Source organism: Pseudomonas sp. H3_E07 (assembly GCF_054668895.1).
Map to the genome: position 1 here is coordinate 202,089 of NZ_CP162795.1, position 23,481 is coordinate 225,569.

The 23,481-nt window shown below is 60.5% G+C and carries 20 protein-coding genes and 1 pseudogene; 13 read left to right on the plus strand and 8 right to left on the minus strand.

Annotated features, from left to right (window positions below):
* The first annotated feature begins 147 nt into the window (after nucleotides 1-147).
* Both AB4O08_RS00870 and AB4O08_RS00875 read left to right on the plus strand, forming a co-directional pair.
* The gene (locus tag AB4O08_RS00870) at nucleotides 148-1,806 is read left to right on the plus strand and encodes a nitrite/sulfite reductase (protein WP_045792235.1); all 1,659 of its coding nucleotides are present in this window, start codon (nucleotides 148-150) and stop codon (nucleotides 1,804-1,806) included.
* The gene (locus AB4O08_RS00875) at nucleotides 1,790-2,287 is read left to right on the plus strand and encodes a DUF934 domain-containing protein (RefSeq protein WP_010210898.1); all 498 of its coding nucleotides are present in this window, start codon (nucleotides 1,790-1,792) and stop codon (nucleotides 2,285-2,287) included. Before AB4O08_RS00870 ends, AB4O08_RS00875 begins: the two co-directional genes overlap by 17 nt.
* A 97-nt stretch (nucleotides 2,288-2,384) precedes the next feature.
* On the opposite strand, the gene AB4O08_RS00880 is transcribed toward AB4O08_RS00875, so the two are convergent.
* On the minus strand, nucleotides 2,385-2,789 hold the full coding sequence (locus tag AB4O08_RS00880) for a MerR family transcriptional regulator (protein WP_010210899.1): 405 nt from the start codon (nucleotides 2,787-2,789) through the stop codon (nucleotides 2,385-2,387).
* Between the two features lie 71 nt (nucleotides 2,790-2,860).
* Here AB4O08_RS00880 and AB4O08_RS00885 point away from each other — a divergent pair, with 71 nt between their 5' ends.
* Together AB4O08_RS00885 and poxB are read left to right on the plus strand one after the other, a co-directional pair.
* Entirely contained in the window at nucleotides 2,861-4,093 is a 1,233-nt protein-coding gene (locus AB4O08_RS00885) for an NADH:flavin oxidoreductase/NADH oxidase family protein (protein ID WP_010210900.1), read from the plus strand.
* 77 nt (nucleotides 4,094-4,170) lie between these two features.
* Nucleotides 4,171-5,895, plus strand: coding sequence for a ubiquinone-dependent pyruvate dehydrogenase (gene poxB / locus AB4O08_RS00890; protein ID WP_021491691.1), 1,725 nt, complete (start codon nucleotides 4,171-4,173; stop codon nucleotides 5,893-5,895).
* 105 nt (nucleotides 5,896-6,000) lie between these two features.
* On the opposite strand, the gene AB4O08_RS00895 is transcribed toward poxB, so the two are convergent.
* Complete coding sequence (locus AB4O08_RS00895) at nucleotides 6,001-6,558, minus strand: NADPH-dependent FMN reductase (RefSeq protein ID WP_021491692.1); 558 nt, start codon at nucleotides 6,556-6,558, stop codon at nucleotides 6,001-6,003.
* A 227-nt stretch (nucleotides 6,559-6,785) separates the two neighbouring features.
* Between AB4O08_RS00895 and AB4O08_RS00900 the strand changes: the two genes are divergently transcribed.
* Complete coding sequence (locus AB4O08_RS00900; RefSeq protein WP_016979714.1) at nucleotides 6,786-7,022, plus strand: hypothetical protein; 237 nt, start codon at nucleotides 6,786-6,788, stop codon at nucleotides 7,020-7,022.
* Nucleotides 7,023-7,082: 60 nt separating this feature from the next.
* Here the strand turns inward: AB4O08_RS00900 and AB4O08_RS00905 are convergent, their stop codons facing one another.
* Complete coding sequence (locus tag AB4O08_RS00905; protein ID WP_010210906.1) at nucleotides 7,083-7,427, minus strand: hypothetical protein; 345 nt, start codon at nucleotides 7,425-7,427, stop codon at nucleotides 7,083-7,085.
* Between the two features lie 109 nt (nucleotides 7,428-7,536).
* Here AB4O08_RS00905 and AB4O08_RS00910 point away from each other — a divergent pair.
* Nucleotides 7,537-8,427: pseudogene (locus tag AB4O08_RS00910) on the plus strand (LysR substrate-binding domain-containing protein); the annotation flags it as partial.
* An 18-nt stretch (nucleotides 8,428-8,445) separates the two neighbouring features.
* Here AB4O08_RS00910 and AB4O08_RS00915 read toward each other — a convergent pair.
* From AB4O08_RS00915 to AB4O08_RS00935, 5 genes are all read right to left on the minus strand, one after another.
* The gene (locus tag AB4O08_RS00915) at nucleotides 8,446-9,012 is read right to left on the minus strand and encodes a GNAT family N-acetyltransferase (RefSeq protein WP_031290712.1); all 567 of its coding nucleotides are present in this window, start codon (nucleotides 9,010-9,012) and stop codon (nucleotides 8,446-8,448) included.
* Nucleotides 9,013-9,020: 8 nt separating this feature from the next.
* Nucleotides 9,021-11,276, minus strand: coding sequence for an Orn/Lys/Arg family decarboxylase (locus AB4O08_RS00920; protein ID WP_010210911.1), 2,256 nt, complete (start codon nucleotides 11,274-11,276; stop codon nucleotides 9,021-9,023).
* 127 nt (nucleotides 11,277-11,403) lie between these two features.
* Nucleotides 11,404-12,144 carry a DNA polymerase III subunit epsilon gene (dnaQ, locus tag AB4O08_RS00925; protein WP_167337377.1) on the minus strand — a complete coding sequence of 247 codons (741 nt, stop codon included), beginning with the start codon at nucleotides 12,142-12,144 and terminating at the stop codon, nucleotides 11,404-11,406.
* Nucleotides 12,145-12,214: 70 nt separating this feature from the next.
* Nucleotides 12,215-12,667, minus strand: coding sequence for a ribonuclease HI (gene rnhA / locus AB4O08_RS00930; RefSeq protein ID WP_010210917.1), 453 nt, complete (start codon nucleotides 12,665-12,667; stop codon nucleotides 12,215-12,217).
* Nucleotides 12,668-12,697: 30 nt separating this feature from the next.
* On the minus strand, nucleotides 12,698-13,456 hold the full coding sequence (locus tag AB4O08_RS00935; protein WP_010210918.1) for a methyltransferase domain-containing protein: 759 nt from the start codon (nucleotides 13,454-13,456) through the stop codon (nucleotides 12,698-12,700).
* 65 nt (nucleotides 13,457-13,521) lie between these two features.
* Between AB4O08_RS00935 and gloB the strand changes: the two genes are divergently transcribed.
* The 7 genes from gloB to AB4O08_RS00970 all read left to right on the plus strand — a co-directional run bounded on the left by gloB (nucleotide 13,522) and on the right by AB4O08_RS00970 (nucleotide 23,368).
* Nucleotides 13,522-14,289 (plus strand): hydroxyacylglutathione hydrolase, encoded by a 768-nt coding sequence (gene gloB / locus AB4O08_RS00940; RefSeq protein WP_021491694.1) that lies wholly within the window; start codon nucleotides 13,522-13,524, stop codon nucleotides 14,287-14,289.
* Between the two features lie 98 nt (nucleotides 14,290-14,387).
* On the plus strand, nucleotides 14,388-15,803 hold the full coding sequence (locus tag AB4O08_RS00945; protein ID WP_010210924.1) for a lytic transglycosylase domain-containing protein: 1,416 nt from the start codon (nucleotides 14,388-14,390) through the stop codon (nucleotides 15,801-15,803).
* A 211-nt stretch (nucleotides 15,804-16,014) separates the two neighbouring features.
* Nucleotides 16,015-17,844, plus strand: a complete 1,830-nt coding sequence (locus AB4O08_RS00950; RefSeq protein ID WP_010210926.1) for an extracellular solute-binding protein — start codon at nucleotides 16,015-16,017, stop codon at nucleotides 17,842-17,844.
* Nucleotides 17,841-19,673: an extracellular solute-binding protein gene (locus AB4O08_RS00955; RefSeq protein ID WP_010210928.1), complete on the plus strand. Its 1,833-nt coding sequence runs from the start codon at nucleotides 17,841-17,843 to the stop codon at nucleotides 19,671-19,673. Before AB4O08_RS00950 ends, AB4O08_RS00955 begins: the two co-directional genes overlap by 4 nt.
* A complete protein-coding gene (locus AB4O08_RS00960; protein ID WP_010210929.1) occupies nucleotides 19,674-20,750 on the plus strand; it encodes a microcin C ABC transporter permease YejB in 1,077 nt (358 codons plus the stop codon).
* A 1-nt stretch (nucleotide 20,751) separates the two neighbouring features.
* The gene (locus AB4O08_RS00965) at nucleotides 20,752-21,771 is read left to right on the plus strand and encodes an ABC transporter permease (RefSeq protein WP_010210931.1); all 1,020 of its coding nucleotides are present in this window, start codon (nucleotides 20,752-20,754) and stop codon (nucleotides 21,769-21,771) included.
* A gap of 1 nt (nucleotide 21,772) precedes the next feature.
* Nucleotides 21,773-23,368 (plus strand): ABC transporter ATP-binding protein, encoded by a 1,596-nt coding sequence (locus AB4O08_RS00970; RefSeq protein ID WP_042571590.1) that lies wholly within the window; start codon nucleotides 21,773-21,775, stop codon nucleotides 23,366-23,368.
* The last annotated feature ends 113 nt before the right edge of the window (nucleotides 23,369-23,481 follow it).

Sequence of the window (23,481 nt, forward strand, 5' to 3'; positions counted from 1 at the left end):
TATGGCGATAACGGTTCTCATTAGTCGATTTGGTTATTTGCATATACTCAAACATCACTTTTGCGCATAAACGCAAACTGGTATCTTGCCCCGGCTCCGTTGGGAGTGCGCGGCCGTGCGCGCAGATTTGCCGAGAACAGGACCTATATGTACGTATACGACGAATACGATCAGCGCATCATCGAGGACCGCGTCAAGCAGTTCCGTGATCAGACCCGACGCTACCTAGCAGGTGAACTGAGCGAAGAAGAGTTCCGCCCTCTGCGCCTGCAAAATGGCCTTTATGTTCAGCGCTTTGCGCCGATGCTGCGGGTGGCCGTGCCCTATGGCCAACTGACGTCGCGCCAGACGCGCATGATGGCCAAGATTGCCCGCGACTTCGACAAAGGCTACGCCCACATCAGTACCCGCCAGAACGTACAGTTCAACTGGCCGGCGCTGGAAGATGTGCCGGACATCCTGGCTGAACTGGCTACCGTGCAGATGCACGCCATTCAGACCAGCGGTAACTGCCTGCGCAACGTGACCACCGACCAATTCGCCGGCGTGGCCGCTGACGAACTGATCGACCCACGCCCCTGGTGTGAAATCGTCCGTCAATGGACCACCTTCCACCCAGAATTCGCCTACCTGCCGCGCAAGTTCAAGATCGCCATCAATGGCTCGACCTCGGACCGTGCAGCCATCGAAGTGCACGACATCGGCCTAGAGCCGGTGCACAACGAGGCCGGCGAGTTGGGCTTCCGCGTACTGGTTGGTGGCGGCCTCGGCCGTACTCCGGTGGTCGGTGCGTTCATCAACGAATTCCTGCCATGGCAGGACCTGTTGAGCTACCTCGACGCGATCCTGCGGGTCTACAACCGCTATGGCCGTCGTGACAACAAGTACAAGGCCCGGATCAAGATCCTGGTCAAGGCGCTGACCCCTGAGGTCTTCGCTCAGAAAGTCGACGCTGAGATGGAATACCTGCGCGGCGGCCAGACCACCCTGACCGAAGCCGAAGTGAACCGCGTGGCCAAACACTTCGTCGACCCTGAGTACAAGGCGTTGAGCAATCAGGACGCCGAGCTCTCAGCACTGGACAAAGAACACCCCGGTTTCGCCCGTTGGCGCACCCGCAACACCCTGGCGCACAAGAAGCCAGGCTATGTGGCAGTGACCCTGTCGCTGAAACCGACCGGCGTTGCCCCAGGCGATATCACCGACAAACAGCTGGACGCCGTCGCCGACCTGGCCGAGCGCTACAGCTTCGGCCAACTGCGCACCTCCCACGAGCAGAACATCATTCTCGCGGACGTTGAGCAGAGCCAGCTGTTCACCCTGTGGGGCGAACTGCGCGAAGGCGGTTTTGCCACGCCGAACATCGGCCTGTTGACCGATATCATCTGCTGCCCGGGCGGCGACTTCTGCTCGCTGGCCAACGCCAAGTCGATCCCGATTGCCGAATCGATCCAGCGCCGTTTCGACGACCTGGACTACCTGTTCGACATCGGCGAGCTGGACCTGAACATCTCCGGTTGCATGAACGCCTGTGGTCACCACCACGTCGGCCACATCGGCATCCTGGGCGTGGACAAGAAAGGCGAAGAATTCTACCAAGTGTCCCTGGGTGGCAGCGCCAGCCGCGATGCGAGCCTGGGCAAGATCCTCGGCCCGTCCTTCGCCCAGGAAGCCATGCCTGAGGTGATCGGCAAGCTGATCGACGTGTACATCGAACAGCGCACCGAAGATGAACGTTTCATCGACACCTACCAGCGCATCGGCATCGACCTGTTCAAGGAGCGCGTCTATGCAGCGAATCATTAAGAACAACGAAGTCCTCGACGAAACCTGGCACCTGCTGCCCAAGGACGCGAGCTTTGACGGCATCTCCAACTGCGACGACCTGATCGTGCCGTTGGCGCTGTGGCGCGAACACGGCCACGCCCTCAAGGCCCGCGACGGCGGCCTGGGTGTGTGGCTGGACGCCGATGAAGAAGCCGAAGAAATCGGCGAAGACGTGGAGCACTTCCAGGTCATCGCGCTGAACTTCCCGGCGTTCACCGACGGCCGCAACTACTCCAACGCCCGCTTGTTGCGTGACCGTTACGGCTACAAAGGCGAGCTGCGTGCGATTGGCGACGTGCTGCGCGACCAGTTGTTCTACCTGCGCCGTTGCGGGTTCGATGCGTTCGCCCTGCGCGCCGACAAAGACCCGTACGAAGCCCTGGAAAGCCTCAAGGACTTTTCGGTGACGTACCAGGCGGCAACGGATGAACCGCTGCCGTTGTTTCGTCGTCGCCAATAAACCGTAGGAGCGGGCTTGCCCGCGAAGATCGTCAACGATAACGCGTGAATCCTGGATGAACGTGTTGTCTGTGAGGTCTTCGCGAGCAAGCTCGCTCCTACAGGTTCTCGCTGATCAATCCTAATACCTGCTTCTGCCCTACGCTGCACGGCACCCCTTCCGGCTGCGCCCGTACCGCTTCGATCACCCCCAGCAGTTGCGCCTTGCTATGGGCCAGTTGCGCCTGCATGGCTTCGATCTGCGTGACCTTGCGCTCCAGCGCCTCGATCAACTCTTCGCGCTTGTGCTCGCCCGGCGCAGGCATCAGCGCCTTGAGCTCCTGCAGGGTAAAGCCTGCCTGTTGCGCGCTCTGGATCAGCTGCAAGGTTTGCAGGGCCTCCGGCGCATAACGCCGGTACCCATTGGACTGGCGTCCGACCTGGCTGATCAGGCCCTCGGCCTCATAAAAGCGGATCCGCGACGCCGCCAGCCCACTCTGCTTTGCCAGCTCTCCAATATTCATCACGGCACCTGCTTGACATTAAAGTTAACTTTAAGCTTAGCCTGAGGCTTCCCCCACTCAGGAGTCAACCCATGTCACCCTTTGAAGCCCTGCAACTGCCCAATGGCCAGGTCCTCCCCAATCGTATCGCCAAGGCAGCGATGGAAGAAAATATGGCCGATGGCAATCAGGCGCCGTCCCGTGAGTTGAAGCAACTGTACAAGGCCTGGGCGGACGGCAAGCCAGGCGTGTTGATCACCGGCAACGTGATGGTCGACCGCCGGGCCATGACCGGCCCCGGTGGCGTGGCCCTCGAAGATGAGCAGCATCTGGCGAGCTTTCGCGAATGGGCCGACGTCGCCCGCAGCAACGGCGTGCACTTCTGGGTACAACTCAGCCACCCAGGGCGCCAGACGCCAGCCAACCTGCGCCAGCAAGCCCTTGCACCGTCCGCCGTCGCGCTCGACCTCGGCGGTTTCTCGAAAATGTTTGCCACACCCAAGGCCATGACCGAGGACGACATCCAGGACGTGATCCAGCGCTTCGCCACCAGCGCACGCCTGGCCGAAAAAGCCGGGTTTACCGGCGTGCAGATCCACGGTGCCCACGGCTACTTGCTCAGCCAGTTCTTGTCGCCGTTGAGCAACCAGCGCACCGACCGCTGGGGCGGCTCCCTGGAGAACCGTGCGCGCCTGTTGCTGGACGTAATCCGGGCAGTGCGCGCCAATGTCAGCCCGGCGTTTTGTGTATCCGTCAAACTCAACTCCGCCGATTTCCAGCGGGGTGGCTTTGCAGAAGCCGACGCACGCGCCGTGGTCGAAATGCTCAACCCGCTGCCCATCGACCTGCTGGAGTTATCCGGCGGCAGCTACGAGGCACCGGCCATGCAAGGCGAAGCGCGTGACGGTCGCACCCTGGCGCGTGAGGCGTATTTCCTGGAATTCGCCAGTCAACTGGCGACGATCGCCACGATGCCGCTGCTGGTCACCGGCGGTATCCGTCGCCTGCCCATCGTGCAACAGGTACTGGACAGTGGCGTCGCCATGGCCGGGATCGCCACAGCATTGACGCTGGAGCCGCAATTGATCCAACACTGGCGCGAAGGCCGCGACCCCAACCCGCAACTCAAGCCCATCGACTGGAAGCGCAAGCCCCTGGCGTCACTGGCCATCCTCGCCGTCGTGCGCTATCAGATGCGCCGGCTCAGCCGCGGCCATTTGCCCAAGGCCAACGTCGCGCCGTGTATGGCGTTGGTGCGTGACCAGTGGTTTCTTGCGCGGCGTACCCGGCAATACCGGGCGGCCATGACGCAATCTTCACATTAAAGGCTGAACATCCGCCGTGATCGAACTGTCCCCTATTGATCAGCAGTTTTTAACCTCACTGACGATTGGAGTTCTTCATGGCGAAAATCAACCTGGCCCAGCAATTGGCGACCACCCTTGAACAGGCGGGCATCAAGCGCATCTGGGGCCTGACCGGCGACAGCCTCAATGGCCTCACCGACGCCCTGCGTACCATGGACAGCATCGAGTGGATGCATGTGCGCCACGAAGAAGTGGCGGCCTTTGCCGCAGGCGCCGAAGCGGCGGCCACGGGCGAATTGACGGTGTGCGCCGGCAGTTGCGGGCCGGGCAACCTGCACTTGATCAATGGCCTGTTCGACTGCCATCGCAACCATGTGCCGGTGCTCGCGATTGCCGCGCAGATCCCATCGTCGGAGATCGGCCTGAACTACTTCCAGGAAACCCATCCCCAGGAATTGTTCAAGGAGTGCAGCCACTTCATCGAACTGGTCACCAACCCCGAGCAGATGCCCCACGTGCTGCACCGCGCCATGCGTTCGGCGATCCTCAATCGCGGCGTCGCGGTCGTGGTGATTCCAGGCGATGTGTCGCTGCTGGAAGTGGAAGACAAGCTCAAGCCATGGCCAGCCTTGCATGCGCCACGCACGCTGCCTGCGGATCAGGACCTGCAACGCCTCATCGAAATCCTGGAAAGCAGCCAGAAAACCACCCTGCTCTGTGGCAGCGGTTGTGCCGGCGCCCACGATCAGGTGGTGGCGCTGGCTGACGCCCTCGGCGCTCCCGTGGTACACGCCCTGCGCGGCAAAGAACATGTGGAATGGGACAACCCGTTCGACGTGGGCATGACCGGCCTGATTGGCTTCAGCTCCGGCTATCACGCCATGCTCGACTGCGATACCTTGATCATGCTCGGCACGGACTTCCCCTACCGCCAGTTCTACCCAACCGACGCGAAGATCATCCAGATCGACCGCAACCCCCAGGCCCTCGGCCGTCGCGCCACGCTGGACCTGGGCATTGCCGCGGATGTCAGCGAAACCATCGGCGCCCTGCTGCCGCGCTTGACGCGCAAGACTGATCGCAGCTTCCTTGAAACCTCCTTGAAACATTATGAGAAAGCCCGCCAGGGGCTGGACGACTTGGCTCAGCCGTCGAAAGCCAATCGGCCGATTCACCCACAATACGTCGCACGCTTGCTCAGTGAATTGGCAGATGACGATGCGATCTTCACCGCCGATGTCGGCTCGCCCACCGTGTGGGCTGCGCGCTATTTGAAGATGAATGGCAAGCGTCGTTTGATCGGTTCGTTTAACCACGGTTCGATGGCCAATGCCATGCCCCAGGCCATCGGGGCCCAGGCAGCCTTCCCGGATCGCCAGGTGATTTCGATGTCGGGTGACGGCGGTTTCGCCATGTTAATGGGGGATTTCATCTCGTTGGCACAGTTGAAACTGCCGGTGAAAGTCATCGTGTTCGATAACTCGTCCCTGGGGTTTGTCGCGATGGAAATGAAGGCTGCGGGCTACCTGGATGCCGGCACCGAGCTGAAAAACCCGGACTTCGCGGCCATGTCCAACGCCATGGGCATCCTGGGCATTCGCGTGGAGCAGTCCGAAGACCTGGAACCGGCCCTGCGCCGCGCCCTCGCCCACGACGGCCCAGTGCTGGTGGACGTGGTCACGGCGACCCAGGAGTTGGTGATGCCGCCGACCATCAAGTTGGAACAGGCCAAGGGTTTCAGCCTGTATATGCTCAAGGCGGTGATGAGTGGCCGTGGCGATGAAGTGATCGAACTGGCGCGCACCAACTGGTTGCGCTAACGCAAAGAAGCGCCGTAGCGGACCGCGTTGGCGTTATTGCTGGCAGATCAGCTGGCCTGACAACGCGCGAAAAAGACCCGGCGGTCATCGCCGGGTCCATAGCAATCAAGCGTGCTGTTTTGCCACCCACTTGCTGTAGGCATCAATAAATGCCTGCAGGAACGGCTTGGTCTTTTCCGACACCTTGCCCGCCTCGTCAAACACGCTGCCCGCGCCGCCCAGATAGGCCTCCGGCTGCTGCATACAGGGCACATCGAGGAATACCAGGGACTGACGCAGGTGATGGTTGGCGCCAAATCCACCAATCGCACCTGGCGATACGCTGATGACCGCGCCCGGCTTACCACTCCATGCGCTCTGCCCATAAGGTCGAGAACCGACGTCGATGGCATTCTTCAGCGGGGCGGGCACGGAGCGGTTGTATTCCGGGGTCACGAACAACACCGCGTCGGATGAGCTCACCTGTTTGCGGAAAGTACTGTAGGCTGCCGGCGGTGTCGCACCGTCAATATCTTCGTTGTAGAGCGGCAAATCGCCAATTTCCACAATGTTCAACTGCAGGTTGGCAGGGGCCAGTTCGGCCAGTGCCAGCGCGACCTTACGGTTGATCGAGTCTTTTCTCAAGCTACCGACCACGACGGCTACGGTGTAGACCTTGCTCATTGGGGTTTCCCGACGTCTGACTAAAGGAGCTTGTAGTTATAAAGTCTTCGCGGCGTGTTCACCAGAAGGTTTTGATATTCCTGCGGGCGTTTGCCCGGCATTACGACCCGTAGGAAGAGTCTGAAAATATCAGCGAATAGTATTTTTATTCCGTAAGTAAACTACCCCGCTCCGTGACGGTCTACAGAACCGCAAATAGAGTGTTTATCTCCAGAGGTTCTAAACAGATGGCAGCAGTATTAGTCGGACAGTTTCATGCCAGAGACGCAGAAGGACGCGTGTATTCGGTGCATGAGTTCCAGGAATCCAACCCGGCGCAAGGCGACCTGGCTGGCTCGGCACCTACCACCACCTACAAGCTGGCCATTGGCGACCGTGTAGAGAAACTGGAAGGCGACGAATTCAAGTTGATCCAATCAGGTACCATTCTTGTGCGCGAATCGCAAACCACCCTCGCGTCATAAGACCTCGCCTATTCACCTGCTCAGTCCTGGCCATTCAAGGCATTGACTGGGCTGGGGTGATCACGGACGACGGATCTCCGTGACCTCGATACCCTGCTCTCCCTGCACCTGCTTAAGCGTCACCATCAACTGCCCCCGCTCGCCTTCGACGGCATACATCGAACGCTGGTAGCCTGCCGAGTTGTAGCCCGGATGCGCGACCACCTGCCTGACCAACTCCACGCCCAGCACCGAGCCCACTTGCTCGACCACCTGTTCCTGGGAGCGAATAAAGGCTTCAAGTGCCAGGTTTTCCGGTGGGATTTCGCGTTGAGTGTCGAAGAGATAAGCAGCCGCGCAGCCGACGGTCACTAGGACCAGCAGTTGCTTGGCCGTTACCCCGAGGAATATCGAGGGTAAAGGCATATGAGACCAGACCTGTTCTTGTTGTTAATGCCGGTAGCCGGCTGTGGTCGTTGATGATCAGCGCAGCCATTCTATTGAATACGCAGCCCGCTGCACATAGACTCCGGCGATGCGTTTACGTCATATCGAAGTGATTCAGGCCATCTTGCAGACCGGACACCTCGGCACGGCCGCCGAGTGGTTGCAACTTTCCGTGGGCGATGTAGACGCGGCGCTCAAGGACGCCGAGCAGCAGCTTGGTTTCATGCTGTTCGCCAGTGTGCGTGGACGCTTGCAGGCCACCCGGGAAACCCTCGAGCTGCAAGCCGAAATCGCCCATGTCTATGAAGCGCTGGAACCGGTACAACGACTGGCCAGCCGCTTGAAACACCCTCACGCCCCGACCCTGCGCGCCCTCTGCACGCCGCCCCTGGCCAATCAGCTGTTGCCACATAGCATTGCGCTACTGCGCCGGCGTTTCCAGGACACTCCGTGCAACCTCTCGAGCCAGACGACCCGAGAGATCGTCAGGAGCCTGCTGCTGCACGAAGCCGATGTGGGCTTGAGCCTGCATGACCCGGAACACCCGCAGATTCACAGCACCGTACTGGCCCAGGGCAAACTGCAGTTGCTCGCCCCCCATGGCTGGCTCAAGCCCAAACAGAAATACATCGCGCTACAGGAGCTGGCAGGACAATCGATGATCGGCCTGGAAGACCAGGACCCGCTCAGCCGCCTGTTGGACGCCAAGCTGCAAGCCCTGCGCCCGCTGCCGGTGGTGCAGACGCGCGTACAGACCTATCAGATGATGCGCAGCCTGGTGGAAGCCGGAGAAGGCCTGGCAGTGGTCGACCCCTTCACCGCGTTCGGCGCACGGGAGGCTGGGCTGGATGCGTGCCCGGTGTCGCCGCCGATCCTGATCAGCCTGTACGCGCTCACCCTCAAGGACGGCGTGACCACCCCGGCGCTGAATGCGCTGCTGGAGATCGTCACGCAAAAGGCCGAGGGCCTGCTCGCCAGCGACACAAAACCCCTCCCCCTACACCTTGAACAACCGATACCAGAATATCGCCACTTCGCGGGTTTGCGGGTCAATGCCTCGATAGCGCAGGTGGTCGACCCCACCCATCACGTAGCCGCAACGCTCATACAATCGGCAGGCGCCGAGGTTGTTGTTCTGGGTTTCCAGCATCATGCCCGGCAGGTTTTTCTTGCGGCTCCAGAACTGCGCCACATCCAGCAACGCCTTGGCTACCCCGTGGCGTCGCGCGGGCAAGGCCACTGCCAGCTCGTCGACATGGGCAAAACCATTCCAATTGGTGCTGACCACGATATGTCCCACCGGGCGATCATCCAGGTAGGCCATGAAGATTGCGCTGTCGGGCGCATCGCGGAAACTGGCGAACTCTTCAGGGTCGATGCCATAACACTTGCGGTACGGCAATATTCGCTCCACGGGCCATTGATCGACTCGCTTGCCCATCTGTGGCTCACCGTAGGCGCTGACCTCAAAGCTGAAATCATTACCCCACACGTAGGCATCAAAACCTTCGTCGGCGACGCGTACACTGAGCCCTGGATACTTCGGGTTCATTACAGCTTGCATAAACATCCTTAACCCTTGATGCAATCAACGGTGTAACAACGACCACTGCCGTCATCTTCGTGTTGCAACCCATGAACATCGGCGACAAAACCGGGGAAACTGCTATCGAATGTCCGGGCAAAAGCCAGGTAGTCGATGATCGAGCGCGTCGACTCGGTAAAGCGCTCGCCCGGCATGATCAACGGAATGCCCGGCGGATAAGGCACCAGCATCACGGCTGCGATGCGCCCTGGCAAGGCGTCGATGGAAACCGCTTCCACTTCACCCCTGACCAACTGGTCGTAGGCGTCGGCGGGTTTCATCGCGATTTCCGGCAGAACGGTGTACATCCGTTTGAGGTGTTTCGCGGTGGCGTTGCTGCGGTAACAGCTGTGCAATTGGTCGCACAGGTCGCGCAGGCCTAGGCCTTGATAGCGCGTCGGGCCTTGGGCAAAAACCGAGGGCAGGCAACTGGCCAGGCTGACATTGGCGTCGTAGCTGCGCTTGAATTCCAGCAACTCGGTGAGCAAGGTACTCCATTTGCCCTTGGTGATGCCCATGGAAAACAGTACGAGGAAAGAATACAGCCCGGTTTTTTCCACCACCAGGCCCCGCTCCCAGAGGAATTTGCTGACAACCGCTGCGGGAATCCCGCAATCGCTGAGGGCACCTCCCGCAGTGAGGCCGGGCATCACCAGTGTCACCTTGATCGGGTCCAGTAGCACATAGTCTTCGGCCACGTCGCCAAAGCCATGCCAGTCATCTTGAGGGTGCAACAGCCAATCTGCGGTGACGACGCGGTCGATTCCGGCTACCGACGGCGGCTGCCAGATCGAAAACCACCAGTCCTCTTCAGCAATGTGCTGGCGCAAGTTGGCCAACGCGCGGCGAAAACTCAACGCCTCGTCGAACATTTCCTGCAACAGCGAACGCCCGGCCGGACCTTCCATCATCGCCGACGCCACATCCAGCGAAGCAATGATGCTGTATTGCGGCGAGGTGGAGATATGCATCATGAAGGCTTCGTTGAAACGGTCACGGTCCAACTGGCGGGCGCCGCCATCTTGCACATGGATCATCGAGGCCTGGCTGAAAGCCGCCAGCAGCTTGTGGGTCGAGTGGGTGGTGAATACCAGTGGGCTGTCCGGAGTGCGCGAGGTGCCCATGCCGTAGCGCCCGGCGAAAAACTCATGAAACGCGGCGTAGGCGTACCAGGCCTCATCAAAATGCAGCACCTCGACGCTATTGCCCAGTTGCTGCTTGATCAGCTCAGCGTTGTAGCACAAGCCATCGTAGGTGGAGTTGGTCACCACCGCCAGCTTCACTTTCGGCGGGCGGCCACGGGTGAGCGGGCTGGCGTCGATCTTGGCGCGGATGGATTCGGGGCTGAACTCGCTCAAGGGAATCGGACCGATAATCCCCAGCTCGTTACGTTCGGGGCACAGGTACAACGGGATGGCGCCGGTCATGATGATCGAGTGCAGCACCGACTTATGGCAATTGCGGTCCACCAGCACCAGGTCATCGCGCCCGACCATGGAATGCCAGACGATCTTGTTGGCGGTGGACGTGCCGTTGATGACGAAAAAGGTGTGATCGGCGCCAAAGTTGCGCGCTGCGCGGGCCTCGGCTTCAGCCAGAGGCCCGGTGTGGTCCAGCAGCGAGCCCAGTTCGGGCACTGACACAGACAGGTCCGAGCGCAGGGTGTTTTCCCCGAAGAACTGATGAAACGCCTGCCCCACCGGGCTCTTGCGGTAGGCCACGCCACCGCCATGACCGGGGGTGTGCCAGGAATAGTTGGAGTCGGCGGTGTGCTGCACCAGCGCCTTGAAGAACGGCGGCAACAGGCCATCCAAATAAGTGCGGGCCGCGCGCGCGACTTGCCGCGCAAGGAACGGCACGGTGTCTTCGAACAGGTAGAGAATGCCGCGCAGTTGGTTGAGCTCGCTCATGGCGTCGGCGGGCGCGTTTTCCAGAGTAACTTGCTCGCCCAGGGCAAAGATTGGCAAGTTGGGTGCCCGCAGCCGCGCCAGGCGGATCAGCTCGACCATGTTTTGCAGCAGATGGGTATTCTCGCCAGCGCCCTCGGCGGCGATCAGCATGCACGCCAAACCGTGATGGGTGGAAGCCACCAGTCGCCCCTCGGCGTAATCCACGGCGGAAAAAATACTGAAGCCCTCTTGTTCCAGCTCTCGGGCGATACCTCGGACCCGGTCACCGGCAACGGTGTCGGCCTTGATGTCACGGTGCACGATAAGGACAGGAAACTTCAGGTCTTTGTACATGAGTGCTTGTAGTCCTGAGGGCTATGCACTCAAGGGTAGAAGCTTGGGGGCGATGACGCGAATGAAGATTTTTAAAGCGCGGTAAGCCACAGTAGAAGCCGGCTCGCCGGCTCCTACGGGGTTTGACTCATTGTTGGGTCAGGGTCGACCACAACGCCGGCGCACCCGCCGATTTGGCAATCGCTTCCAACCGCGCCGCATGCTCGGCCAGATCCTGCTCACTGGCGCGGATGATCGTGGTTGGCTTGCGGTCGGCCGGCAAGCGGCGGATTTCCGAAGGGCGGTTACCCGAACCCTCCGCCGAGCCGCTGCCGTCAGAGGCGTTACCGGCCAGGGACAGGCTGGTCTGCCCGCCGGTCATGGTCAGGTAGACGTCGGCAAGAATCTCGGAGTCGAGCAAGGCGCCGTGGAGTTCACGGCCGGAGTTATCGACGCCATAACGTTTGCACAAGGCATCGAGGCTGTTGCGCTGGCCGGGGTGACGCTCACGGGCCATCATCAAGGTGTCGAGGATCGAGCAGTGCTGGGAAATGTCTGCGCGATCGGTCTGCCCCATCAGGGCAAATTCGTTGTTGATGAAGCCGACGTCAAACGCCGCGTTATGGATGATCAGCTGGGCGCCGTTGATGAATTCGAAGAACTCATCGGCGACTTCAGCGAAACGCGGCTTGCCCTTGAGGAATTCGTCAGTGATACCGTGGACGCCGATCGCGCCTTCGTCACTGTCGCGGTCCGGTTGCAGGTAGACGTGGAAGTGACGCCCGGTGAGGCGCCGACCCATCAATTCGACACAGCCGATTTCAATGATCCGGTGGCCGTCGGTCACCGGCATGCCGGTGGTTTCGGTATCGAGTACAACAGATCGGATGGCCATCAGGGTTCAGCTCTCAACGGTGTGGTGTGATTCAAGGGGCGCGATATTAACACGTGAGTCGGCATCAGCTCTGCTTGTAGCCGCGCACTTCGTCCACGCCACGGTTGGCCAATTGGTCGGCGCGTTCGTTGCCAGGATGGCCGATGTGACCACGCACCCACTTCCAGGTGATGTCATGGCGATTGCATTGCTCGTCGAGGAGTTGCCACAGGTCGGCATTTTTTACCGGTTCCTTGGCCGCCGTCTTCCAGCCGCGTTTCTTCCAGTTGACCATCCACTCGTTGATGCCCTTCATCACGTATTGCGAGTCGGTCACCAGCAGCACGTTGCAGCGGCGCTTGAGTTCTTCCAGGCCGCGAATGGCGCCCATCAGTTCCATACGGTTGTTGGTGGTATTAGGCTCGCCGCCCCACAACTCTTTCTCTACGCCCTTGCACACCAGCAACGCGCCCCAGCCGCCAGGGCCCGGGTTGCCCTTGCAGGCGCCATCGGTGAAGAGTTCTACGCTATCGGTCATCGGTTGCTCGGTATTCATTCAAAAAGAGGGTCATGCATCGCTTTGCTTGCGGTTGACCTTGGCCATCGGCATCGGCACCAGCTTGCCCATCGGCTCGCGGCGTACCGGTTGCACCGGCCGCAACCCAACCACGATCTTGCGCGCCACCAGCAGATAGAAGCCGCCACCCGACAATTGCCACGCACCTGCGCGGCGCTCCCAGCCAGCCAGGCGGGCTTGCCACTTGGTCGACGCAAGCGGCGGACGATAGCACCCGAAGCGGCGTTTCTCCAGCGCGAAGCCCAGCAGGTTCAGCCAGTCTCCTACCCGCTGCGGCGAGATACAGCGCGCCTGGCGCAAGGCGTCGTGGGCGAATACATGGCGCAAGCCCCAACTGCTCCAAGGGTTGATCCCGACAATAAGCAAATGGCCACCAGGGCGTACGCTGCTCGCCGCTTCGCGCAGCAAACCGTGGGGCGACAGGCAGAAATCCAGGCCATGCTGCAACACCACCACGTCGGCAGCGTGCTCGCTCAAGGGCCAGGCCTGTTCCTCGCAGACGATCTCTACCCCTGGCAACGGCGCGCCCAGGCGCACATTGCGCTGCACTTGGGGGGCGCACGGCGGCGTTTCGGCCGAAGGACCGTAATGCACCAGGTAGCCACCAAAGAACCGGCCCAGCTCGTCTTCGAGCATGCGCCGTTCCTCGTCCAGCAAAAATTGCCCGATCGGACCGGACAGCCATTCGCGGGCTGCGCCGATCAGGGCCAGCCACTCAGGATCGGCCTGGGCGAACGCTTTATCAGTCATTGCATTCTCCAACTCGCCTAGACGTTCTAAGATGCACCAATGTGTTCAGCTTGGCGAATCGAAGAATGATACAGATCAGTGCCCTGCCCGCCTTCACCGATAACTACATCTGGTTGTTACAAGACCCGAGTACCCAGCGCTGCGCCGTGGTCGACCCCGGCGATGCCGCGCCGGTGCTGGCTTGGCTAAAGCAGAACCCTGAGTGGGCCCTGAGCGACATCCTGATCACTCACCACCACCATGACCATGTCGGCGGCGTCGAACACCTCAAACGGGTGACTGACGCCAAGGTCTACGGCCCGGCCAACGAAAAGATCCCTGCGCGGGACGTAGCCCTGAACGATAACGATCGCATCAGCGTGCTCGGCTGGGATTTTGACATTTATACAGTGCCGGGCCACACCCTGGGGCATATCGCCTTTTATCACCTGGGCGTGCTGTTCTGTGGCGACACCCTGTTCGCCGCCGGTTGCGGGCGCCTGTTCGAAGGCACGCCAGCACAGATGCACACTTCACTTGAACGTTTGGCCGCCCTGCCCGCTGACACCTTGGTGTACTGCACCCACGAATACACGCAGAGTAATCTCAAGTTTGCCCAGGCCGTGGAACCGGACAACGCCGATATCGCCCAACGGGTGGAAATCGTCCGCCAATTACGGGAACGTGGCGAGATCACGCTGCCTTCCAACCTGGCCCTGGAAAAGCGCACCAACCCCTTTCTGCGCACCTCTGAAACATCCGTTAAACAAAAAGCGGACGAACGGAGTGGACGCGACAACCGCTCTGGGGCCGAGGTATTTGCTAGCCTGAGGGCTTGGAAAGATAAGTTCTAATAGGAAGCAATCTGATACGTAATTTCTGAATGGTTGACCGGAACCAAACGGGTTTCTAGAATCGCCCGACATTTTTGCCCGGAACTTACTTCCAGCCAATGTCGTCATCTATTCGTAAATCCAACCATTCAGACGCATTGACCCGCCTGGCTCAAGCTGTGGCGGTGGCTGTGTCCGCCACGCTGGCGGGCTGCCAATCAAGCAATTTCACCGCACAATCCACCGTGCAACCCAAGCCAAACCTTACTGCCAAGATCAAACAGAAACCCGTCATCTGGCTTTCGGACAAGCCGGCTCCCGAAGTGCCCCAGGATGTTTGGGAGCGTATGCGACGGGGCTTTCAACTGCAGGACGGTGTAGGCGTCAACCCGCGTATCGAACAACAGCGCCTGTGGTTCGCCAGCAACCCTTCCTTCCTTGAGAACGCCGGCGAACGCGGCAGCCTTTACATTCATTACATCGTCGAACGCCTTGAAGAGCGCAACATGCCCCTGGAACTGGCACTGCTGCCAGTGATTGAAAGCGCCTACAACCCGATGGCCTATTCGCGCAGCGATGCGGTCGGTCTATGGCAGTTCATTCCCTCCACCGGGCGCTACTTCAATCTGCGCCAGACCCGTGCCTACGATGGCCGCCGCGACATCACCGCCTCCACCACAGCCGCCCTTGACTACCTGACCCGCCTGCACGACATGTTCAACGGTGACTGGCTGCTGGCCCTGGCTGCCTACAACGCAGGCGAAGGGACGGTGAGCCGGGCGATCGAGCGCAACGAAAAGCTCGGCCTGCCGACCGACTACTGGAACCTGCCCCTGCCTCAGGAAACCAAGGACTACGTGCCCAAATTCCTGGCGCTGTCCCAGGTGGTGCTGGCGCCCGAGGCCTATGGCGTCAACCTGAACCCGATTGCCAACACGCCGTACTTCGAGGTGGTTGAAGTCAAGCAAAGCATGGACCTGTCACGGGTTGCCGCGCTGGCCGAGATCGACGAAGACGAACTGTTCCAGCTCAATCCCGCGCTGAAACAACGCACCACCCTGGATGGCCCGCAGCATCTGCTGGTGCCGAGTTCCAAGGCACAACTGCTCACCAGCACCCTTTCGACGATGAAGCCTGAAGAATTGCTGGCGATGCGCCCGAAAAAGCAGGTGTTCGACGAAGTCGAGACGGCACGCGTTGCCGGCCGTACCCGCAACTACAAGGTACGCAGTGGCGACAACCTGACGCTGATTGCCAAGGCCAACAAGGTCGATGTGCATGACCTGCAGCGCTGGAACAAGCTCAACGGCCAGGCCCTCAAGGTCGGCCAGACCCTGGTGATGCAGGACACGCGCAAGCGGGTGGCCAAGGCCGACAGCAAGAAGCCGGTGCAATACAAGGTCAAGAAAGGCGACTCGCTGTACATCGTCGCCAAGCGCTTCAACGTTGAGATGCAACATCTCAAGCGTTGGAACCCACGTACTGGCCAGGCGTTGAAGCCGGGGCAGATGCTGGTGGTTTCCGGACCAAGATAAGCCCTCCCAACAGCACCGGGGAGCAAATGTGGGAGCGGGCTTGCTCGCGAAGGCAGTGTGTCATTCGACATATTCGGTGACTGACACTCCGTCTTCGCGAGCAAGCCCGCTCCCACATGGGCGCTCCATCATCCGACCGGCTTTTTCCAACCGGAACAAGCTGTTACTGTACCGATCATAAAGCCCAAGCCGCCCGGATCGGATCTCTGACTTGAAGCGTCCTCTCCTTCTACTAATAAGTCTGGCCTTGAGCTTTGGTGCGAACGCGGCGATTACCGAGAGCCACGGTTATACGCAGTTCGGCGTGCTCAAATACCCGGCCAAATTCACCCACTTCGATTGGGTAAACCCTGCAGCGCCGAAAGGCGGGACATTGCGGGTCATGGCCTTTGGCACTTTCGACACCCTCAACCCCTACACTTTCAAGGGCTCAAGCCCGGTTTCCACCCCCAATTTCCTGCAATACGGCGTCAATGAGCTGAACGAACCGTTGATGGTCGGCACCGGCCTGTACGCGCCCTCCGGCGACGAGCCGACCTCCAGTTACGGGCTGATCGCACAGTCGGTGGAGTACAGCGAGGACCGCAGTTGGGTGGTGTTCAACCTGCGCCCGGAAGCGCGCTTCCACGATGGCAAGCCGATCACCGCCTATGACGTGGCGTTTTCCTATCGCACCCTGCTGACCGAAGGCCACCCGCAATACCGTACCAACCTGCAGGAGGTGGCACGGGTGGATATCCTCAACCGGCATCGCATTCGCTTTGTGTTCAAGCGCGCCGGCAACCCGCTGCTGATCCTGCGCCTGGGCGAATTGCCTGTCCTGCCCCAGCACTATTGGAAAAACCGCGACTTCAAGGCGACGACTTTCGAACCGCCGCTGGGCAGCGGGCCGTACCGCATCAGCAAGGTCACGCCTGGCCGGCAACTGGTGTTCGAACGGGTGAAGAACTACTGGGGCAAGGACCTGCCGGTCAATCGGGGTTTCTATAACTATGACAAGGTCGAAGTGGAGTTCTACCGCGACAGCGACGTGGCCTTCGAAGCGTTCAAGGCCGGTGAGTTCGATATCTACATTGAGCACCAGGCCAAGAACTGGGCCAATGGCTACAACTTCCCGGCGGTTAATCGGGGCGACGTGATCAAGGCGCAGATCGCGCACCAGATTCCGACCCAGAGCCAGGGTCTGTTCATGAACAGCCGGCGACCGATCTTCAGCCAGGCCAAGGTGCGCGAAGCCCTGGGGCTGATGTTCGACTTCGAATGGACCAACCGCACCCTGTTCAGCAGCGCCTACAAACGCACCTTGAGCTACTACCCCAACAGCGAATTCTCGGCCACCGGCGTTCCAACCGGGCATGAATGGCTGATGCTCTCGCCGTACCGCGATCAATTGCCGGCCAGCCTGTTTACCCAGCCGTTCAGCCTGCCCCAGACCGACGGCCGTGGCATCCCCCGCGAAACCATGCGCCGCGCCCTGGCCCTGCTCGGCGACGCCGGCTGGAAACTCTCCGGCCAACGCCTGCTCAACAAGGACGGTCAGCCGCTGCGATTCGAAATACTGCTGGTCAATCCGAACCTGGAGCGCATCCTGCAGCCCTATGTCGAAAACCTGATCAGCATCGGCATCGACGCGCGCCTGCGCACCGTCGATCGCGCCCAGTACAAGCAGCGCCTGGATCAATTCGACTTCGACATGATCCTGATCACCCTCAACCAGACCTTGAGCCCGGGCCTTGAGCAGTGGCAGTACTTCCACTCAAGCCAGGCGGCGATCAAGGGCAGCAAGAACTACGCAGGCATCGCCAACCCGATTGTCGATCACCTGCTGGAACAACTGCTGGCCGCCAAGACCCGCGAAGAGCAACTGGCCGCCGGCCGTGCCCTGGACCGGGTGCTGCTGTGGCAGCATTACAGTATTCCCAACTGGTACCTCAACTATCATCGCTTGGCGTACCGCAACCGGTTCGCCTTTGTCACCACGCCGCCCTATAGCCTGGGCCTGAGCGCGTGGTGGCTGAAAGCTTCGGAGAAAGCCCAATGATGTATTTGCGTACTGCACTGCTCGGCGGCCTGCTGCTGTGCACCGCGGCCCAAGCCGCCCCGCAACATGCGTTGACGCTCTACAACGAACCCCCAAAATACCCCGCCGACTTCAAGCACTTCGACTATGTGAATCCGGACGCGCCCAAAGGCGGCACCTTCCGCGAGTCGGCCATGGGCGGCTTCGACAGCCTCAACCCCTACATCAGCAAGGGCGTGCCAGCCGACAACCTCGGCCTGATTTACGACACCCTGGCTATGCAAAGCCTGGACGAGCCCATCACCGAATACGGCCTGGTCGCCGGCAAGATCGAAAAAGCCCCGGACAACAGCTGGGTACGCTTCTATTTGCGCCCCGAAGCACGCTTTCATGATGGCCACCCGATCCGCGCCGAAGACGTGGTGTTTACCTTCCAGGAACTGATCAAGGAAGGCTCGCCGATCTATCGCACTTACTACGCCGACGTCGACGAAGTGGTCGCCGAAGACCCGCTGAAGGTGCTGTTCAAGTTCAAACGCACCAATAACCGCGAATTACCGCTGATCCTCGGGCAACTGCCGGTATTGCCCAAGCATTGGTGGGCCACCCGTGATTTTGCCAAGGGCAACCTCGAAGTGCCGCTGGGCAGCGGGCCGTACAAGGTCGCCGAGGTCAAGGCCGGGCGCATGATTCGCTACGAGCGGGTCAAGGATTACTGGGCCAAGGATCTGCCGATCACCCAAGGCTTCTACAATTTCGACAACCGCATCACTGACTACTACCGCGACAGCACCGTGTCCCTCGAAGCCCTCAAGGCCGGGCAGTTCGACTACTGGCTGGAGTTCAGCGCCAAGAATTGGGCCAACGCCTACAACATCCCGGCGGTTGCACAGGGGCGCCTGATCAAGGAAGAAATCCCCAACGGCAACCCCACGGGCATGCAGGGCTTCGTGTTCAACATGCGCAAGCCGATGTTCCAGGACGTGCGCGTGCGCAAGGCCATCAGCCTGTTACTGGATTTCGAATGGAGCAACAAGCAGCTGTTCAACGGCGCCTATACCCGCACCCGCAGTTATTTCGAGAACTCCGAGATGGCGGCCACCGGCCTGCCCGGCCCGGATGAACTGGCGATCCTCGAACCGCTGCGCGGCAAGATCCCGCCTGAAGTCTTCACCCAGGCCTTCGAACCTTCCAAGACCGACGGCAGCGGCATGATCCGCACCCAGCAGCGCGAGGCCTACCAACTGTTGCAGGAAGCCGGTTGGCGCATCGTCGACGACAAGATGGTCGACACCAGCGGAAAACCGGTAACCATCGAGTTCTTGCTGGCCCAGACCGAGTTCGAACGCATCCTGCTGCCGTTCAAGCGCAACCTGGCCGACTTGGGTATCGACCTGGTGATCCGTCGGGTGGACGTCTCACAGTTCATCAACCGAATTCGCTCGCGGGACTTCGATATGCTGGTGGGCAGCTTCCCGCAGTCCACCTCGCCGGGGAACGAACAGCGCGAGTTCTGGAAGTCCTCCAGCGCCGACAAGCCCGGCAGCCGTAACTACATGGGCCTCAAGGACCCGGCCATCGACCAACTGGTGGAAGAGCTGATCGACGCCGATTCGCGCAAGAGCCTGGTGGCACACGCCAAGGCCCTGGACCGTGTGTTGCAGTTCGGCTACTACGTGATCCCAAACTGGCATATCAAGACCTTCCGCGTGGCGTACTGGGATCACTTGGGCCATCCCAAAGTTCCGCCGCGCTACGACGTCGGCACCGCCACCTGGTGGGCCAAACCCGACGTAAAACCTGCGGTTACCCTGGAAACAAGCGCCGATCCGGCGAGCGGAGGCGATTAAATGCTGGCCTATATCTTTCGCCGCCTGTTACTGATCATCCCCACGCTGTTCGGGATCCTGCTGATCAACTTCGTCATCATTCAGGCCGCCCCCGGCGGGCCGGTAGAACAAATGATCGCCAAGCTCGAAGGTTTCGAGGGTGCCACCAGCCGCATTGCCGGCGGCGGTGCCGAAGTGTCGGTGGCCGGTTCCAGCAGCTACCGTGGCGCCCAGGGCCTGGACCCGGCGCTGATCAAGGAAATCGAAAAGATGTACGGCTTCGACAAATCGGCGCCGGAACGTCTGTGGATCATGGTCAAGAACTACGCCCAGCTGGATTTTGGCGACAGTTTCTTCCGTGACGCCAAGGTCATCGACCTGATCAAGGAAAAGATGCCGGTGTCCATCTCCCTCGGGCTATGGAGCACGCTGATCATGTACCTGGTGTCGATTCCCCTGGGGATCGCCAAGGCCACGCGGCACGGCAGCCATTTCGATGTGTGGACCAGTTCGGCAATCATTGTCGGCTACGCGATCCCGGCCTTCCTGTTTGCGATTTTGCTGATCGTGGTGTTTGCCGGCGGCAGTTACCTGGACTGGTTCCCCTTGCGCGGGCTCACGTCGAACAACTTCGACGAACTGAGCTGGGGCGGCAAGATCCTCGATTACTTCTGGCACCTGGCGCTGCCCATCACGGCCCTGGTGATCGGCAACTTCGCCACCATGACGCTGCTGACCAAGAACAGCTTTCTCGACGAGATCAACAAGCAGTACGTGGTTACAGCCAAAGCCAAGGGCCTGACCAATCACCGTGTGCTGTACGGCCATATATTCCGCAACGCAATGTTGCTGGTGATCGCCGGCTTCCCTTCGGCCTTCATCGGGATTTTCTTCACGGGGTCCCTGCTGGTGGAAGTGATCTTCTCTCTGGACGGCCTGGGCTTGATGAGTTTTGAAGCGGCGATCAACCGCGACTACCCGGTGGTGTTCGGCACGCTGTTTATCTTCACCCTGCTGGGGCTGATCGTGAAACTGATCGGCGACCTCACCTACACCCTGGTCGATCCGCGTATCGACTTTGCCAGCCGGGAGCATTGAGATGAATCTATCCCCCCTCAATCGCCGCCGGTTCGAGCGATTCAAGGCCAACAAGCGTGGCTGGTGGTCGCTGTGGCTGTTCCTGAGCCTGTTCGTGCTGAGCCTGGGCGCCGAGCTGATCGCCAACGACAAGCCGCTGGCCGTGCACTACGACGGCGGCTGGTATTTCCCGGCGCTCAAGCGCTACCCGGAGACCACCTTTGGCGGTGAATTCCCGCTGGAGGCCAACTACAAGAGCCCGTATATCCAGGAACTGCTCAAGGCCAAGGACGCCTGGACCTTGTGGGCGCCGATTCCGTTCAGTTACCAGAGCATCAACTACGACCTCAAGGTGCCCGCGCCGGCGCCGCCCTCTTCCGTGAACTGGCTGGGCACCGATGACCAGGGCCGCGACGTGCTGGCGCGGGTCATCTACGGCTTCCGCGTGTCGGTACTGTTTGCCCTGACGCTCACGGTACTCAGTTCGATCATCGGCGTGATCGCCGGGGCCCTGCAGGGTTTCTATGGCGGTTGGGTCGACCTGGCCGGGCAGCGCTTCCTGGAAATCTGGTCCGGATTGCCGGTGCTGTACCTGCTGATCATCCTTGCGAGTTTTGTGCAACCCAACTTCTGGTGGCTGCTCGGCATCATGTTGCTGTTCTCGTGGATGAGCCTGGTGGACGTGGTGCGCGCCGAGTTCCTGCGCGGGCGCAACCTGGAATACGTGCGCGCCGCCAGGGCGTTGGGCATGCAGAACGGCGCGATCATGTTCCGGCACATCCTGCCCAATGCGATGGTGTCGACCATGACCTTTATGCCGTTCATTCTCACCGGCGCCATCGGCACCCTCACCGCCCTGGACTTCCTCGGCTTCGGCTTGCCGGCCGGTTCGCCGTCGTTGGGTGAACTGGTGGCCCAGGGCAAATCCAACCTGCAAGCGCCGTGGCTGGGCATGAGTGCCTTTGCCGTGCTGGCGATCATGTTGAGTTTGCTGGTGTTTATCGGCGAGTCCGCTCGCGATGCCTTCGACCCGAGGAAATGAGATGAATCAGGACAATCTGATCGAAATCCGCGACCTCTCCGTCGAGTTCGTCACGGGCGACCATCACCACCGCGTGGTGAACAACGTCAGCTTCGACATCAAGCGTGGCGAGACAATCGCTCTGGTGGGCGAAAGCGGCTCGGGCAAATCGGTGACCGCCCATTCGATCCTGCGCCTGCTGCCCTACCCGCTTGCGCGGCACCCCTCCGGCACCATCAACTATGCCGGGCAGGACTTGCTCACGCTGAAAGAAAAAACCATCCGCCATATTCGCGGCAACCGTATCGCGATGATCTTCCAGGAGCCGATGACCTCGTTGAACCCGCTGCATTCCATCGAGAAGCAGATCAACGAGGTGCTCGGCCTGCACAAGGGGCTGCAAGGTAAAGTCGCCACCCAGCGCACCCTGGAGTTGCTGGACCTGGTGGGCATTCCCGAACCGCACAAGCGCCTCAAGGCCCTGCCCCATGAGCTGTCCGGCGGCCAGCGCCAGCGGGTGATGATCGCCATGGCCCTGGCCAATGAACCGGAGCTGCTGATCGCCGATGAGCCGACCACGGCGCTGGATGTGACGGTGCAGTTGAAGATCCTCGAATTGCTCAAGGAACTGCAGGCGCGCCTGGGCATGGCGCTGTTGCTGATCAGCCACGACTTGAACCTGGTGCGGCGCATCGCCCACCGCGTGTGCGTGATGCAAAAGGGTTGCATCGTCGAGCAGGCCGATTGTGAAACGCTGTTCCAGTCGCCCCAGCATCCGTACACCCAGGAGCTGCTTGCGGCTGAGCCCAGCGGCGGACCTGCGAGCAATGCAATCGGCCCTCCACTGCTGGAGGTGGATAACCTGAAAGTCTGGTTCCCGATCAAGAAGGGCTTTTTGCGCAACACCGTCGATTACGTCAAGGCGGTGGACGGCATCAACTTCAGCCTGCCCCAGGGGCAGACCCTGGGCATTGTCGGCGAAAGCGGCTCGGGCAAATCCACCCTGGGCCTGGCGATCCTGCGGTTGATCGCGAGCAAGGGCGGCATTCGTTTTGAAGGCCAGCAACTGGATACACTCAGCCAGCAGCAGGTGCGCCCGCTGCGCCGGGAAATGCAAGTGGTGTTCCAGGACCCGTTCGGCAGCCTGAGCCCGCGGATGTGTGTCAGTGAGATCGTCGGTGAAGGGTTGCGCATCCACAAGATGGGTACGCCGGCCGAGCAAGAGGTGGCGATTATTGCGGCACTCAAGGAAGTGGGGTTGGATCCGGAGTCGCGCCATCGGTATCCCCATGAGTTCTCCGGTGGCCAGCGTCAGCGCATTGCCATTGCCCGGGCGTTGGTGCTCAAGCCGCGCCTGATCCTGCTGGATGAGCCGACGTCGGCGCTGGATCGCACGGTGCAGCGGCAGGTGGTGGAGTTGTTGCGCAGTTTGCAGGCCAAGTACAACTTGACCTATCTGTTTATCAGCCATGATTTGGCGGTGGTCAAGGCGCTGAGCCATCAGTTGATGGTGGTAAAGCATGGGCAGGTAGTGGAACAGGGGGATGCGGCCGAGATCTTTGCTGCGCCGCAGCATGGGTATACGCGGCAGTTGTTGGAGGCGGCGTTTTTGGTTTGATCGTGTACCAATCCGTTTTTTCGGTAACGGATATGTACACCACCACTCCAACGGAACTTTGCCAAGAAATAACCGCCTGAATCCGGTAGGCTCACCCTTTTCATTCAAGGAGT

Excerpts from the sequence above, each read along its gene's own strand:
- AB4O08_RS00870 (WP_045792235.1), top strand. The coding sequence starts at position 148 with ATGTACGTATACGACGAATACGATCAGCGCATCATCGAGGACCGCGTC.
- AB4O08_RS00920 (WP_010210911.1), bottom strand. The coding sequence starts at position 11,276 with ATGTACAAAGACCTGAAGTTTCCTGTCCTTATCGTGCACCGTGACATC.
- AB4O08_RS00915 (WP_031290712.1), bottom strand. The coding sequence starts at position 9,012 with ATGCAAGCTGTAATGAACCCGAAGTATCCAGGGCTCAGTGTACGCGTC.
- rnhA (WP_010210917.1), bottom strand. The coding sequence starts at position 12,667 with ATGACCGATAGCGTAGAACTCTTCACCGATGGCGCCTGCAAGGGCAAC.
- AB4O08_RS00880 (WP_010210899.1), bottom strand. The coding sequence starts at position 2,789 with ATGAATATTGGAGAGCTGGCAAAGCAGAGTGGGCTGGCGGCGTCGCGG.
- AB4O08_RS00900 (WP_016979714.1), top strand. The coding sequence starts at position 6,786 with ATGGCAGCAGTATTAGTCGGACAGTTTCATGCCAGAGACGCAGAAGGA.
- AB4O08_RS00895 (WP_021491692.1), bottom strand. The coding sequence starts at position 6,558 with ATGAGCAAGGTCTACACCGTAGCCGTCGTGGTCGGTAGCTTGAGAAAA.
- AB4O08_RS00965 (WP_010210931.1), top strand. The coding sequence starts at position 20,752 with ATGAATCTATCCCCCCTCAATCGCCGCCGGTTCGAGCGATTCAAGGCC.
- gloB (WP_021491694.1), top strand. The coding sequence starts at position 13,522 with ATGATACAGATCAGTGCCCTGCCCGCCTTCACCGATAACTACATCTGG.
- AB4O08_RS00955 (WP_010210928.1), top strand. The coding sequence starts at position 17,841 with ATGATGTATTTGCGTACTGCACTGCTCGGCGGCCTGCTGCTGTGCACC.
- AB4O08_RS00935 (WP_010210918.1), bottom strand. The coding sequence starts at position 13,456 with ATGACTGATAAAGCGTTCGCCCAGGCCGATCCTGAGTGGCTGGCCCTG.
- AB4O08_RS00970 (WP_042571590.1), top strand. The coding sequence starts at position 21,773 with ATGAATCAGGACAATCTGATCGAAATCCGCGACCTCTCCGTCGAGTTC.
- poxB (WP_021491691.1), top strand. The coding sequence starts at position 4,171 with ATGGCGAAAATCAACCTGGCCCAGCAATTGGCGACCACCCTTGAACAG.
- AB4O08_RS00905 (WP_010210906.1), bottom strand. The coding sequence starts at position 7,427 with ATGCCTTTACCCTCGATATTCCTCGGGGTAACGGCCAAGCAACTGCTG.
- AB4O08_RS00945 (WP_010210924.1), top strand. The coding sequence starts at position 14,388 with ATGTCGTCATCTATTCGTAAATCCAACCATTCAGACGCATTGACCCGC.
- AB4O08_RS00885 (WP_010210900.1), top strand. The coding sequence starts at position 2,861 with ATGTCACCCTTTGAAGCCCTGCAACTGCCCAATGGCCAGGTCCTCCCC.
- AB4O08_RS00960 (WP_010210929.1), top strand. The coding sequence starts at position 19,674 with ATGCTGGCCTATATCTTTCGCCGCCTGTTACTGATCATCCCCACGCTG.
- AB4O08_RS00875 (WP_010210898.1), top strand. The coding sequence starts at position 1,790 with ATGCAGCGAATCATTAAGAACAACGAAGTCCTCGACGAAACCTGGCAC.